The sequence below is a fragment of the Curtobacterium sp. MCLR17_040 genome (assembly GCF_003234735.1).
GTDB lineage: Bacteria > Actinomycetota > Actinomycetes > Actinomycetales > Microbacteriaceae > Curtobacterium > Curtobacterium flaccumfaciens.
In genome coordinates, this window is the sequence record NZ_QKTE01000032.1 from 1 (window position 1) to 13,765 (window position 13,765).

Genomic DNA, 13,765 nt, shown 5'->3' on the forward strand with positions numbered 1-13,765 from the left:
GATGTGTATAAGAGACAGGGTCACGACTCACCGCCCGCCCCAGTCCGAGCGGTCACGTCCCGTCGGCCGGACCCCGGCCAACCGACACATCGCGACCACTCGACGCCCCACACGCGGCACGTCCTGACCACCCACGCACCGCCGAGGTCGCACGAACTGCCGTTCGCAGCTCCGCCGCACGACAGTTCGCGCGACCTCGGCGACTCGCACGCGGCGCGTCGTGCGACCGGGGCGACCTGGCGCACCCGCCAACTGCCGCGCGAGCCGCGCGGAAAGGGTGCTAGGACGCCTCGGCGTCGGCGCGCAACCGCATCCGCTGCCCGTCGATGTCGACGAGCTGCCGCTGGATCTCGGCGCGACGCTCGGCCTGCTCGTGCGGGTCGGCGCGCTGCAGCTGCCCGAGCAACGAGGCCTTGCGGGCGAGCAGGTCGCGCTCGACCAGGGCCACGACGATGCTCCGGCAGTAAGCCGCCAGGTCCTCGGCGTTGCGCGCGGGGATCGGTGCGAGGGCGAGTTCGTGCGTCAGGGTTCGCAGCGGCGCCGGCACGTCGGCGAGCAGCCGGTCGAGCCAGTCCCCCGCGCCGATGACGTCGACGTTGGCGACCACGGCGTCCCGCACCGCGGCGAGCATCGGCGTCGAGAACGTGGCCGACGCGGCGAGCCCGAGCATCGGTGCGCCGACGGACGTGGGCTGCTGCACCATCGCCATCACGGCGTCGCGCTCCATGCGGCTGATCGGGTCGTTCGGCAGCGAGCGGATGCCGGCGACGGGCTCGTCGGGGGTGTCGGCCCCGTCGGTGCCGTTCCCGTTGCGGCCGTCGCGCCCGGCGCCTGCGGACCGGTCGTCTTGCCCGGCGGAGCCCGCACGGCGTCGGGCGGTCTCGACCGACCGACGTACCTCGGGGATCTCCATGCCGAGCCAGCCGGCGAGTTCGCGGACGTAGCCCTGTGTCAGGGAGCGGTCGCGGATGCCAGCGAGCACGGGTGCGGCCGCACGCAGGGCACCGACGCGCCCCTCGACGGTCTCGAGGTCGTGGCCGTCCAGGGTGCGACGGATCATGAACTCGAACATCGGGCGCTTGTTCGTGACCAATCGGCGGATGGCGTCGTCACCGCGGGCGAGCCGGAGGTCGCACGGGTCGAGCCCGCCGGGTGCCACGGCGACGTAGGTCTGCGCCGCGAACCGTTGTTCCTCCGCGAAGGCACGCGAGGCGGCGCGCTGCCCGGCCTCGTCGGGGTCGAACGTGAACACGACCTCACCGTTGGCGTTCGGGTCGGCGCCGGCCAGGTCACCGAGCATCGGGCGCAGCACCTTGATGTGGTCGACGCCGAACGACGTGCCACAGGTGGCGACCGCGGTCGTGACGCCCGCGACGTGGCACGCCATCACGTCGGTGTAGCCCTCGACGATGACGACCTGCTTCTGCTTCGAGATGTCGCGGCGGGCCAGGTCGAGCCCGTAGAGCACCTGGCTCTTGTGGTAGATCGGGGTCTCGGGCGTGTTGAGGTACTTGGGGCCCTTGTCGTCCTCGAGCAGGCGGCGCGCCCCGAACCCGATGGTCGCCCCGGTGACGTCGCGGATCGGCCACATCAGGCGCCCGCGGAACCGGTCGTACGGCGAACGGTCGCCCTGGCTGACGAGGCCGGCGGACACGAGCTCTTCCATCGTGAAGCCGCGCCCGCGCAGGTGGTCCTTGAGCATGTCGTAGGACTTCGGCGCGAACCCGACGCCGAAGTGCTGGGCAGCCGAGGGGTCGAACCCGCGCTCCCCCAGGAACCGGCGGGCGGGGTCGGCCGCGGCCGTGGTGAGCTGCCCCGTGAAGTACTCGAGTGCGGCTTCGTTCGCGGCGATCAGCCGGGCACGGGTGTTGTAGTCGGTGCGCGGCCCGTCGCCCTCTTCGTAGTGCAGGGTGAAGCCGATCTTCGCGGCCATGCGCTCGACGGCCTCGGCGAAGGTGGTGTGGTCCTGCGCCATGATGAAGCTGAAGACGTCGCCGTCCTCGCCGCAGCCGAAGCAGTGGTAGCGGCCGACCTGGGGCCGGACGTGGAACGACGGGGAGCGCTCGTCGTGGAAGGGGCACAGGCCCTTCATCGACCCGACGCCCGCGTGCTTCAGCGTGACGTAGTCGCCCACGACGTCGGCGATGTTGACACGCGAGCGGACCTCGTCGATGTCGTTCCGCGCGATCCTGCCAGCCACCCCTCGATCCTAGTTCGTGGGACCGACGTCGGCGGACCGGTCAGACGGCGATGTGGACCGGGTCACGGTCACCCACCACCAGACGTCGGTGCCAGGCGAGTGCGCCCTGGTCGGTCAGGCTCGCGACCTGGTCGACGACGGCGCGCAGTCGGCCGGCGTCGTCGTCCGCGGCGTGCCAGTCGGCGGCGAAGCCCGGCTCGAGGTCGGACGCACCGGTCGCCGCCAGCGCGTCGAGCAGTTCGGTGAGCACGCGACGCTGGTCCTCGTACACGGGCTGACGGTCGCCCTGGGTCATCACGAAGGCCGCGACGATGCCCTTGAGCACCGCGATCTCGCCGATGATCTCGGGCGGGGTGACGACCGACGCGGCGAACCGCACGAGCGATCCCGAGGCGTAGGACTCGCGGGTGGCCGTCGTGGCGGTGCGCGCGAAGCGTCCGATCAGCTGCGACGTCAGGTTCTTGAGGCGTGCGGCGTCACGGCGGGAGCCGTCGTACGCGGTCATCCAGAGCGGCAGCGCACGCAGGCGGTCGAACGCCTCGAGCAGCTCGTCGCGGCTCAGGTCGTCGCCGACCCAGGCGTGCATGGCGGTCACGATGTCGTTCTCACCGACGCGGTCGCCCAGGGCCGCGACGTCGATGAACCCGGCGACGACGGCGTCCTCGAAGTCGTGCACCGAGTACGCGATGTCGTCGGCGAGGTCCATCACCTGCGCCTCGATGCAGCGCTGGCGGCGCGGCGCGCCGGCGCGGAGCCACTCGAAGGCGTCGTGGTCGTCGTCGTAGAAGCCGAACTTGGTGCGCCCGGACGACGACTCCGACACCCCCTGCGCAGCGGGCCACGGGTACTTGCAGCTGGCGTCCAACGACGCACGGGTCAGGTTGAGCCCGAACGGACGGTCGACGTCGGCGCCGGGCCGGACGCCGTAGACCTTCGGCTCGAGCCGCGTCAGCAGCCGGAGCGTCTGCGCGTTGCCCTCGAAGCCACCGATGCCGGTTGCCCAGGCGTTCACCGCGGTCTCGCCGTTGTGCCCGAACGGCGGGTGGCCGATGTCGTGCGCCAGGCACGCCGTGTCGACCACGTCGGGGTCGAGTCCGAGCGAGTCCGCGAGTTCGCGGCCGACCTGCGCGACCTCGAGCGAGTGGGTCAGCCGGTTGCGGGCGAAGTCGAGCCCAGCGGTCGGGCTGAGCACCTGGGTCTTGGCGGCCAGACGCCGGAGCGCACTGGAGTGCAGCAGTCGGGCGCGGTCACGGGCGAAGTCCGAGCGGCGGTTGCCGTGCTCCTCGGGGAGCCAGCGCTCCGCGTCTGCCGGGCCGTACGAGGCGGTGGCGCTCATCCGCCGCTGTGGTGCAGCTCGGCGGCGGCCAGGACCTTGCGGAACTCGGAGTCGACGTCGCGGCTCTCGAGCCAGCGGTCGGGCAGGGCGGTGCGCTTCGGGTGCCCGGCACGACCGCGCGGCCCCTCGGCGTCGGCACCCGGGTACGGGGCGTCGTGGTCGAGCTGGCCGAGGAAGTCGTCGATCTCCTGCAGGCTCGACGCCATCGCCAGGCCGGCCCGGACGTCGCTGCCGATCGGGTACCCCTTGAAGTACCAGGCCACGTGCTTGCGGAGGTCGCGGCACGCGTGCTCCTCGTCGCCGAAGAACTCGACGAGCAGCTCGGCGTGCCGGCGGAACCCGTCGGCGACCTCGCCCAGGGACGGCATGTACCGCAGTCCCTCGCCGCGGAACGCCGCGGCCAGGTCACCGAACAACCACGGGCGGCCGAGGCAGCCACGCCCGACGACCACGCCGTCGGCGCCGGTCTCTTCGATCATCCGGAGCGCGTCGGCGGCCGACCAGATGTCGCCGTTGCCGAGGATCGGGATGTCGGTGACGGTCTCCTTCAGCGTGGCGATCGCGGACCAGTCGGCGTGCCCGGAGTAGTGCTCGTTCGCGGTGCGGGCGTGCAGCGAGACCGCGGCGACCCCGGCGTCACGCGCGATGCGGGCGGCGTCGAGGTAGGTCAGGTGGTCCTCGTCGATGCCCTTGCGCATCTTCACCGTGACGGGGACGTCGCCGGCGGCGCGCACGGTCTTGGTGACGAGTTCGCGGAACAGGTCGAGTTTCCAGGGCAGGGCCGCGCCGCCGCCCTTGCGGGTGACCTTGGGCACCGGGCACCCGAAGTTCAGGTCGATGTGGTCGGCACGGTCCTCGCCGACCAGGATCGACGCCGCTTCGGCCACGGTGTTCGGCTCGACGCCGTACAGCTGGATCGACCGCGGGGTCTCGGACTCGTGGTGCTGGATGAGCTGCATCGACACGGGGGTCCGTTCGACCAGCGCACGCGAGGTGATCATCTCGCACACGTAGAGCCCGGCGCCGTACTCGCGGCACAGCCGGCGGTACGCCATGTTCGTGATCCCGGCCATCGGCGCGAGCACGACCGGCACGTCGACCTCGATCGGGCCGATGCGCAGGGGGCCGCCGACTCGCGAGGCGGGTGCTTGTGTGATCGTCATACCTGTCCCATCTTCCCACGTCGGTGCGCGCCGGTAGCGTTCTCCACATGACGACCGACGCCAGCTCCCGGTTCGACGCCGACGCCCAGGCCCGTGGCCTGCCGGTCGAGGTGGTCGAACGCCCGGCCGCGGACTCCCTGCACGAGGCCGCAGAACTGCTCGGCATCGAGCCCGGCGACATCGTCAAGACCCTGGTGGTGAAGCGCCACGACGGCGGGTTCCTGCTCGCCCTGGTGCCCGGCGGCCGCAGCATCGCCTGGAAGAAGCTCCGCACGGTCGTCGGCGTCAACAAGCTCTCGATGCCCGACGCCGCCACCGCGCTCGGGGCGTCCGGCTACGAGCGCGGCACCATCACGCCGATCGGTGCCACGGGCGACCTGCCGGTGTACGCCGACGAGCGCATCGTCGGCCGCCGGGTCGCCCTGGGTGCGGGCCGGCACGGGGCGAGCGCCTTCGTCGACGCCGACGCGCTCGTCGCCGCCTACGGCGCGACCGTCGCCGACATCACCGACGAGGAACCGCAGCGCGACTGACGCAGCCGTCAGTCCGGCACCTCGGACCAGTCGCCCTCGGCCCCGGCGAACGAGCCGGCGTCGATCAGGCACGCATCGCCCTCGCAGACCGGCGCACCGCCGGGCGTGACGAGCGTCAGCAACGCGGGACGGGCCTCCAGGCCGGGAACGCCGGAAGCGGCGGAGAGGCCGCTCACGCCCGGCAGTCCCGTGAGCGCGTCCGGCACGGACGGGACCGACGTCACGGCCTGGAGGCGCACCGCGCCCTGGTCACTGATGGTCATGTCCGTCATCGGGTCACCGCCACGTCGGCGCTCGCGTCGTCCGCAGCGCGCTCGGCCGCCGAGGCGACCTCCTCCGGCGTGGTCTCGCGGAGCGCGACCACCTGGCGGAGCACCTGCTCGAACGCCGTGGGGTCCTGGGCGCCCGAGACGCCGTACTTGCCGTCGATCACGAAGAACGGCACGCCGTTGATCCCGTACGCCTGCGCCTGGGCCTGGTCGGCGCGGACCGCAGCGAGCTGGGCGTCGTCGCGCAGAGTGCTGAGGACCTCGTCGCGGTCGAGACCGATCTCTGCCGCCAGGTCGGCGAGCGAGGACTCCTGTCCGACGTGCTCGCCGCGCTCGAAGTAGGCGGTGAACAGGCGCTCGACCATCTCGAGCTGCTTGCCGTGCTGCTTGGCGAGGTGGATGACCTGGTGGGCCTTCACCGTGTTGGTGTGGTGCATGGCCTCGAAGTCGTAGTCGAGACCGACGCCAGCGGCGATGGCGCTGACCTGATCGAGCATCTGCTGCGCCTGGTCGACGGGCATGCCCTTGTGGCCGGAGAGGAACTCGGCCTCGGTCCCCTCGAAGTCGACGGGGGTGTCCGGGCTCAGCTCGAAGGAGTGGTACTCGACCTCGACGGGGCGGCCTTCGCTCGAGGCACCGAACGCGGCGACGCCGGCCTCGAACTTGCGCTTGCCGATGTAGCACCAGGGGCAGGCGATGTCCGACCAGACATCGACCTTCACGGAGTCGTTCATGCTGACCCCAACGCGCTCGTGCGGCGCGCATTCCCGTCGCTGGCAGCAAGACACCGGTGTTCGCAGGTCGAACACCCGATTGCGGGTGTGCAACGCACGAACACCGGTGTCTTGCGGAGCCGCCGAACCCCTACGCGCCGAGCAACCGCTGCGCGAGGTACCCCTGCAGCTGGTCGAGCGAGACGCGCTCCTGGCTCATCGTGTCGCGCTCGCGCACCGTGACGGCCTTGTCCTCGAGCGTGTCGAAGTCGACCGTGATGCAGAACGGCGTGCCGATCTCGTCGTGGCGACGGTAGCGACGGCCGATGGCACCGGCGTCGTCGAAGTCCACGTTCCAGTTCTTGCGCAGGTCGTCGGCCAGGCCGCGGGCGACGGGCGAGAGCTGCTCGTTGCGCGACAGCGGCAGGACGGCGGCCTTCACCGGGGCCAGGCGCGGGTCGAGGCGCAGGACGGTGCGCTTGTCGACGCCGCCCTTCGCGTTCGGCGCCTCGTCCTCGTGGTACGAGTCGAGCAGGAACGCCATGAGTGCACGGGTCAGACCGAACGACGGCTCGATGACGTACGGCACGTACTTCTCGTTGGCGGCCTGGTCGAAGAACCGGAGGTCCTGGCCGGACGCCTCGATGTGGTTGTTCAGGTCGAAGTCGGTGCGGTTCGCGACGCCCATCAGCTCGCCCCACTCCGAGCCGGTGAAGCCGAAGCGGTACTCGATGTCGGCGGTGGCGTCGGAGTAGTGCGCCCGCTCGCCGTCGGGGACGTCGAAGCGACGCAGGTTCTCGGGGTCGATGCCGAGGTCGGTGTAGAACGCGACCGAGTCGGCGATCCACTGCTCGTAGTGCTCCTGCGCTGAAGCCGGCGGGACGAAGTACTCGATCTCCATCTGCTCGAACTCGCGCGTGCGGAAGATGAAGTTGCCGGGCGTGATCTCGTTGCGGAACGCCTTGCCGACCTGCCCGATGCCGAACGGGGGCTTCATGCGGCTGGTCGTGACGACCTGCGCGAAGTCGACGAAGATGCCCTGGGCGGTCTCGGGGCGCAGGAAGTTCAGGCCCTCTTCGGACTCGACCGGGCCGAGGTAGGTCTTGAGCATCCCGGAGAACTCGCGGGGCTCGGTCCACTCGCCGCGGGTGCCGCAGTTCGGGCAGGCGATCTCGGCCATGCGGCCTTCGGGGTCGCGGCCCTTCTTGGCGACGAACGCCTCGATCAGGTGGTCCTCGCGGAACCGGTGGTGGCAGTGCAGGCACTCCACCAGCGGGTCGGTGAAGGTCGCGACGTGGCCGGAGGCCTCCCACACCTTGCGGGGCAGGATCACCGCGGAGTCGAGGCCGACCATGTCCCCGCGGCCGCGGACGAACCGCTGCCACCACTGGCGCTTGATGTTCTCCTTGAGCTCCACGCCGAGGGGCCCGTAGTCCCATGCGGAGCGGGAGCCTCCGTAGATCTCACCCGACTGGAAGACGAAGCCGCGGCGCTTGGCCAGGGCGATGACGCTGTCGAGACGGGAGGGCTGTGCCAAAGGGTGCTCCAGAGGTCGCCAAGCTGGGTGCTCGGTGCGGAAACGGTCCGGGCAAGACTACCGGCGATCCTGGCCCGGGAGGCCCGCCCCGGGTCCGCCCTCCACGCTCACCTCGCCGACGTGGCCGGCCCCACCCCGCGCAGCGCGGCCACGACGTCGGTCACGTCGGACTCGTCGTTCCACAGGTGGAACGCGATGCGCAGTCGCCCGGCACGCCCCGAGGCGGTGACGCCTGCGGCGGCGAGGGCCCGGAGGGCCGCCCCGTCGGCGTCCGCGAACGTCACGATCGCCTGCCCGTCGCCCTGCCGAGGCGACCCGAGGGCGTCGCACAGCCGATCCGCGAGACCGGTGGCGTGCCTCCAGACCGCCTGCTGGTCGAGCGCGACCGCGTGCTCGAGCGCGGCCACCGCACCGGGCCACGCCTGCCAGGCCGGCGAGACGTCGAAGCGCCGCGCGTCGTCGGCCAGGTGCATGGCGGGGCCGTAGCAGGAGGACCACACGTCCGCTCCCGCGTACCAACCGGCCTGCACCGGGCGGAGCCGGCCGAGGGCGGTGTCGGAGAGCGTCATGAACGCGACGCCGCGCGGCGCGCAGAGCCACTTGTAGGTGTGCGTGAGCGTCACGTCGAACGGGGCGGCGTCGACGGGCAGGACGCCGGCGGCCTGGGTGAGGTCGCAGAGGGTCAGGGCGCCGACGCGTCGAGCGGCGGCCACGACCGGGTCGGGATCGGTGACCACGCCGGTGGCGGACTGCACCGCGGACCACGCGACGAGGGCGGTGTCGGGCCCGACCGAGGCGGCGAGCCGGTCCAGCGGGACGCTCCGGACCCGGACGCCGCGGTGTGCCTGGGCGAGGAACGGGAAGACGACCGAGCTGAAGTCGCCGTCGGGGACGACCACCTCGGCGCCGTCCGGCAGCGCGTCGGCAACGACCGCGGCCATCACCGAGGTCTGCGAGCCCGTCGCGACGCGCTCCGCCGGGACGCCGACCAGCGCGGCGAAGAGCGCACGTCCCTGCTCGACCAGCGCGCCGTACCGGGCGGGCGACGTCTCGGCCCGGGACCACGCGTCGAGGTCGGCGCGCTGGGCAGCGAGGGTGCCGCGGGTCGGCAGGCCCGCGGTGCACGCCGCCAGGTAGCCGCGGCCGGCGGGGAAGGAGTCCATGCGGACAGCGTCCCGGTTCCCGACCCATCACACCAGGGCCGATCCGTTGTGCCACCGATAACATCGGATGATGGACGAGATCGATCCCCAGTTGCTCCGGGTCCTGCGTGCCGTGGCCGACGGCGGGTCGATCACCCGCGCTGCCGCCGCACTGGGGTCGAGCCAGCCGGCCGTCAGCCAGCTGGTGGCCCGGGCCGAGCAGCGTCTCGGCCACGCACTGGTCCTGCGGGGCGGACGGGGTGCGACCCTCACGCACGCGGGGCAGGTGCTCGCCGACCATGCCCTGCACGTGCAGGCAGCCCTGACCGCGGCGCGCGAGGACCTCGACGCCGTCGGCGGACTCAGCCGTGGCCGGGTGCGACTTGCCGGGTTCCCGAGCGCGTCCTCCGCCCTGGTGCCCGCCGTGCTCGCCCGGATGGCGGCGACGGCGCCCGGCGTGACGACCTCGTACGTCGAGGTCGAGCCGCCCGAGGCACTCGACCTGCTGCGCGGTGGCGAGGTCGACGTCGCCCTGACCTTCACCTACGTCGGCGACGAGGTCGGGACCACCCCGGACCCCGGCCTCGTCACCCGGGCGCTCGGTCGGGACCCGCTCGCGCTGGTGACGCCGGTCGAGCCGGGAGGCACGGAGCGACTCCGCGCCGCCGGCTCCACCGTCGTGGACCTCGCGTCCCACCACGACGCCCGGTGGATCGGGGGCTGCCCGCGGTGCCGAGGGCACCTGCTCGCCTCGTGCGCGAGCGCGGGGTTCACGCCGGACATCGTGCTCGAGACGGACAACGCGGCCGCGGTGGTGGGACTCGTCGCCGCCGGGCTCGGGGTGGCGCTGCTCCCCCGGCTGGCACTCGCGACGACGGTCATCCCCGCCGGTGTCGCGATCGACCCCGTGGACGACGAGCTGGCCCGGCGTGTCGAGGTGGTCGTCGCCCGTGGTGCCGATCGTGTACCGAGCGTCCGTGCGGCGCTCGACGCGGTGCGCTCCGCGGCCCACCTGCTCGAGGGGCCGCTGCCGGGCTGAGGGGCCGGGGCTTGGGCTTGGGTTCGGGCTTGGGTTCGGGCTCGGGCTCGGGCTCGGGCTTGGGCTAGGCCGTCGGGGTGTCGACCGCGCCGCCGTAGCGTCGGTCGCGGCTGGCGTACTCCTCGATCGCACCCCACAGGTCGGTGCGACGGAAATCCGGCCAGAGCCGGTCGAGGAACACCATCTCGGCGTAGGCGGACTGCCACAGCAGGAAGTTGCTCGTGCGCTGCTCCCCCGAGCTCCGGAGGAACAGGTCGACGTCGGGCATCTCGGGCACGTACAGCCGCTTCGCCAGGGCCTTCTCGGTGACCTGGCTCGGCTTCAGGCGACCGGCTGCGACGTCCTCGGCCATGCCCCGCACGGCGTCGACGATCTCGTTCCGGCCGCCGTAGTTCACGCACATCGTCAGCGTGAGGACGTCGTTGCCCGCGGTCATCCGCTCGGCGGTCTCGAGCTCGTCGATGACGCTCCGCCACAGCCGCGGACGCCGGCCGGCCCACCGCACCTTGACGCCCCACTGGTGCAGCTGGTCACGGCGACGGCGGATGACGTCGCGGTTGAAGCCCATCAGGAACCGGACCTCTTCCGGGGAGCGCTTCCAGTTCTCGGTCGAGAACGCGTACGCCGACACGTGCCCGACGCCGATCTGGATCGCGCCGGCGACGACGTCGAGCAGTGAGGCCTCGCCCGCTTTGTGCCCCTCGATCCGGGTCAGCCCGCGGCCGTTCGCCCACCGGCCGTTGCCGTCCATGACGATGGCCACGTGCTCCGGCACGAACCGGGCCGGGATCGCCGGGGGCGTCTCGCCGGTCCAGTCGATCGGGCGGAACGGTTCGACGTCGTCGGGGCGGCGGGGGCTCATGCGGTGGGGGCTCCTTCGACAGCGGGATCAGGGTCGGGCTCGGGCACGGCGGGTGCCGGGGTCGAGGCCACCGCACGTGCTGTCGCCTCGGGTCCGCCGTGGGTCTGCGGCACCGGCATCGGGTGTTCGGAGCGGTCGACGTGCGGCAGGGACCGGAGCGATCGTTCCAGGTGCCACTGGGCGTAGGCCGCGACCACGCCGGAGGCCCGCGAACGCGTCCGCTCGTCGGTGGCGTCGACCGTCGCCCAGTCGCCGGCGAGCAGGGAGCCGAGCACCCCGAGCGTCGCCGGGTCGAGCCGCGGCGTGCCCGGGGGTGCCGCACGGTCGGCGACGACACCGCCGAGCTGCACCACGAACGCCGAGTGCGGGCCGGGCTCCCCCGTCACCGCACAGTCGCTGAACGAGGGCGCCCACCCCGCGATGCTCATCGCGCGGAGCAGGTACGAGTCGAGGGTCGCGCTGGACTGGTGCTCCCCGCGCGACAACGAGCGGAGCGCCCCGACGAGCAACAGGTACTGCTGCAGCCCGGCGTCGGCCTCGCTCAGTCGGTCGGCGGTCTCCACCATGGCGCTGGCCGCGGTGTACGCGCCGTAGTCGGCGACGATCTGGGCGCCGTACGCACCGAGGGACTCCGCCTGGGTGACGATGTCGAGCGACCGGCCCTCGTAGAACTGGGCGTCGACGACCATGAACGGCTCGAGGCGGCTGCCGAACTTCGACGCCGTCCGCCGCACGCCCTTGGCCACGGCACGGATCTTGCCGTGCTGCCGCGAGAGCATCGTGACGATGCGGTCGGCTTCACCGAGCTTGTGGGTGCGCAACACGACGCACTCGTCCCGGTACAGCGGCATGCCTCCAGTATCCCCCGCCCCGCCGACAGCCGCGTGCGGTGTGGGCGGCGGGGCGGAGGCCCGGGTGTACCGAGTGGAATCGGGCGTACCTGGTCGGAAGAAACGACCAGGTACGCCCGATTCGACCTGCCATCGCGCGTGACGGGGGAACGACCGGGCACAGACGGGAGGCGCAGTGCGGGACGGACCCGCACCGCGCCTCCAGGCCTGGTTGCGTCTCAGGCGGAGACGAGCTCCGGCGCGTCGGCGCCGGCCGCGGCACCCGCGCGCACCGCGCGGTTCACCGCGGACACGATCGCCTTGAGCGACGCCGTCGAGATGTCGGCGTCGATGCCGACGCCCCACAGACGCACGCCGTCGACGTCGAGCTCGACGTAGGACGCGGCCTTCGCGTCACCGGAGGCGCTCATCGTGTGCTCCGAGTAGTCGTACAGCGTGACCTGGACGCCCTGCTCGGCGAGCACCTTCAGGAACGCGTCGATGGGACCGGTGCCGACGGCCTCGGCCGTGACCGCACCCTCGTCGACCCGGAGTGCCACGGACAGCGAGGTCGTTCCCTCGAAGTCGCTCGACGTCGCCGTCTTGGTGAGCTCGTACCGGCCCCACTTCTCGTCGTCGATCGACGCGGGCAGGTACTCGTCCTGGAACACGTCCCAGATGCGCTGCGACGAGAACTCGCCACCCTCGGTGTCGGTGTGCCGCTGCACGACGCCGGAGAACTCGATCTGCAGCTTGCGGGGCAGGTCGAGGGCGTGGTCGGTCTTGAGCAGGTAGGCGACGCCGCCCTTGCCGGACTGCGAGTTGACACGGATGACGGCCTCGTACGAGCGACCGATGTCCTTCGGGTCGACGGGCAGGTACGGCACCGCCCACTCGATCTCGTCGATGTCCTTGCCCGCGGCGGCGGCCTTGGCCTTCATCGCCTCGAAGCCCTTGTTGATGGCGTCCTGGTGCGAGCCGCTGAACGCCGTGTACACGAGGTCGCCCGCCCACGGCTGGCGCTCGGGCACCGGCAGCTGGTTGCAGTACTCGACGGTGCGCTTCACCTGGTCGATGTCGGCGAACGAGATCTCCGGGTCGATCCCCTGCGTGAACAGGTTCATCCCGAGGGCGACCAGGTCCACGTTGCCGGTGCGCTCACCGTTGCCGAACAGGCAGCCCTCGATGCGGTCGGCACCGGCCATGTAGCCGAGCTCGGCGGCCGCGACCGCGGTGCCGCGGTCGTTGTGCGGGTGCAGCGACAGGATGACGTCCTCGCGGTGGGCGAGGCGGCGGGACATCCACTCGATCGAGTCGGCGTAGACGTTCGGCGTGGCCATCTCGACGGTCGCGGGCAGGTTGATGATGACCTTGCGCTCGGGCGTCGGCTCGAAGACCTCGAGGACGGCGTTGCAGATCTCCAGTGCGACCTCGAGCTCGGTGCCCGTGTAGGACTCCGGCGAGTACTCGTAGTAGATCGTCGTGTCGTGCTGCAGCGTGGCTTCGGCCGCCTTGCAGAGCTTCGCACCGGTGACGGCGATGTCCACCACGCCCTGCACGTCGGTGCGGAAGACGACCTCGCGCTGCACGATGCTCGTCGAGTTGTACAGGTGGACGATGGCCTGCTTCGCGCCGTCGATCGCCTCGTAGGTGCGCTGGATGAGGTGTTCGCGCGCCTGGGTCAGCACCTGGATGGTGACGTCGTCGGGGATCGCGCCCTCGTCGATCAGTGACCGGACGAAGTCGAAGTCGGTCTGCGAGGCGCTCGGGAACCCGACCTCGATCTCCTTGTAGCCCATCCGGACGAGGAGGTCGAACATCGCCCGCTTGCGCTCGGCGTCCATCGGGTCGATGAGGGCCTGGTTGCCGTCACGCAGGTCGACCGCACACCAGCGCGGTGCCTTGTCGATGCGCTTCGTGGGCCAGGTCCGGTCCGGCAGGTCGACGCTGATCTGCTCGTGGAACGGGACGTACTTGTGGATCGGCATCCCGGAGGGCTGCTGGGTGTTCTGCATCGTTCTTCGCTTTCGTCGCGTGTTCGTGAGCTGTTGTGGTGCGGCCACGACGGACTCCGCGACGAGGTGGGCCGGAGTGTCAGGCCTCGTCGCGGCAGCGAAGGAGGAGGAGTGCCGAGTACATCG

General features: G+C 71.6%; 12 protein-coding genes. 2 read left to right on the plus strand and 10 right to left on the minus strand.

Annotated features, from left to right (window positions below; translation table 11 throughout):
- Window positions 1-280 precede the first annotated feature (280 nt).
- Genes dnaG through dusB form a run of 3 tightly spaced genes read right to left on the minus strand, consistent with a single transcriptional unit; the run spans window position 281 to window position 4,699 of the window.
- Window positions 281-2,200, minus strand: a complete 1,920-nt coding sequence (gene dnaG / locus DEJ01_RS17540) for a DNA primase (RefSeq protein ID WP_071405357.1) — start codon at window positions 2,198-2,200, stop codon at window positions 281-283.
- A 40-nt stretch (window positions 2,201-2,240) separates the two neighbouring features.
- Complete coding sequence (locus DEJ01_RS17545) at window positions 2,241-3,536, minus strand: deoxyguanosinetriphosphate triphosphohydrolase (RefSeq protein ID WP_110864660.1); 1,296 nt, start codon at window positions 3,534-3,536, stop codon at window positions 2,241-2,243.
- Window positions 3,533-4,699 (minus strand): tRNA dihydrouridine synthase DusB, encoded by a 1,167-nt coding sequence (dusB, locus tag DEJ01_RS17550; RefSeq protein ID WP_111093747.1) that lies wholly within the window; start codon window positions 4,697-4,699, stop codon window positions 3,533-3,535. The genes DEJ01_RS17545 and dusB overlap by 4 nt, the downstream gene beginning before the upstream one ends.
- Before the next feature lie 47 nt (window positions 4,700-4,746).
- Between dusB and DEJ01_RS17555 the strand changes: the two genes are divergently transcribed.
- Entirely contained in the window at window positions 4,747-5,232 is a 486-nt protein-coding gene (locus DEJ01_RS17555; RefSeq protein WP_111023155.1) for an aminoacyl-tRNA deacylase, read from the plus strand.
- Between the two features lie 8 nt (window positions 5,233-5,240).
- On the opposite strand, the gene DEJ01_RS17560 is transcribed toward DEJ01_RS17555, so the two are convergent.
- From DEJ01_RS17560 to DEJ01_RS17575, 4 genes are all read right to left on the minus strand, one after another.
- Window positions 5,241-5,495: a hypothetical protein gene (locus tag DEJ01_RS17560; RefSeq protein ID WP_146247661.1), complete on the minus strand. Its 255-nt coding sequence runs from the start codon at window positions 5,493-5,495 to the stop codon at window positions 5,241-5,243.
- A gap of 5 nt (window positions 5,496-5,500) precedes the next feature.
- On the minus strand, window positions 5,501-6,235 hold the full coding sequence (locus DEJ01_RS17565) for a DsbA family protein (protein WP_111093749.1): 735 nt from the start codon (window positions 6,233-6,235) through the stop codon (window positions 5,501-5,503).
- A gap of 130 nt (window positions 6,236-6,365) precedes the next feature.
- Entirely contained in the window at window positions 6,366-7,751 is a 1,386-nt protein-coding gene (locus DEJ01_RS17570) for a glycine--tRNA ligase (protein WP_071405363.1), read from the minus strand.
- A gap of 107 nt (window positions 7,752-7,858) precedes the next feature.
- The gene (locus DEJ01_RS17575) at window positions 7,859-8,914 is read right to left on the minus strand and encodes an aminotransferase class V-fold PLP-dependent enzyme (protein ID WP_111093750.1); all 1,056 of its coding nucleotides are present in this window, start codon (window positions 8,912-8,914) and stop codon (window positions 7,859-7,861) included.
- Window positions 8,915-8,984: 70 nt separating this feature from the next.
- Here DEJ01_RS17575 and DEJ01_RS17580 point away from each other — a divergent pair, with 70 nt between their 5' ends.
- Window positions 8,985-9,932 (plus strand): LysR family transcriptional regulator, encoded by a 948-nt coding sequence (locus DEJ01_RS17580; RefSeq protein WP_258375751.1) that lies wholly within the window; start codon window positions 8,985-8,987, stop codon window positions 9,930-9,932.
- A 64-nt stretch (window positions 9,933-9,996) separates the two neighbouring features.
- Here DEJ01_RS17580 and DEJ01_RS17585 read toward each other — a convergent pair whose 3' ends face one another.
- From DEJ01_RS17585 to leuA, 3 genes are all read right to left on the minus strand, one after another.
- Window positions 9,997-10,794, minus strand: coding sequence for an isoprenyl transferase (locus tag DEJ01_RS17585; RefSeq protein WP_071251399.1), 798 nt, complete (start codon window positions 10,792-10,794; stop codon window positions 9,997-9,999).
- Entirely contained in the window at window positions 10,791-11,645 is an 855-nt protein-coding gene (gene recO / locus DEJ01_RS17590) for a DNA repair protein RecO (protein WP_027465318.1), read from the minus strand. Before recO ends, DEJ01_RS17585 begins: the two co-directional genes overlap by 4 nt.
- A gap of 218 nt (window positions 11,646-11,863) precedes the next feature.
- Window positions 11,864-13,639, minus strand: a complete 1,776-nt coding sequence (gene leuA / locus DEJ01_RS17595) for a 2-isopropylmalate synthase (protein WP_071405366.1) — start codon at window positions 13,637-13,639, stop codon at window positions 11,864-11,866.
- Window positions 13,640-13,765 lie beyond the last annotated feature (126 nt).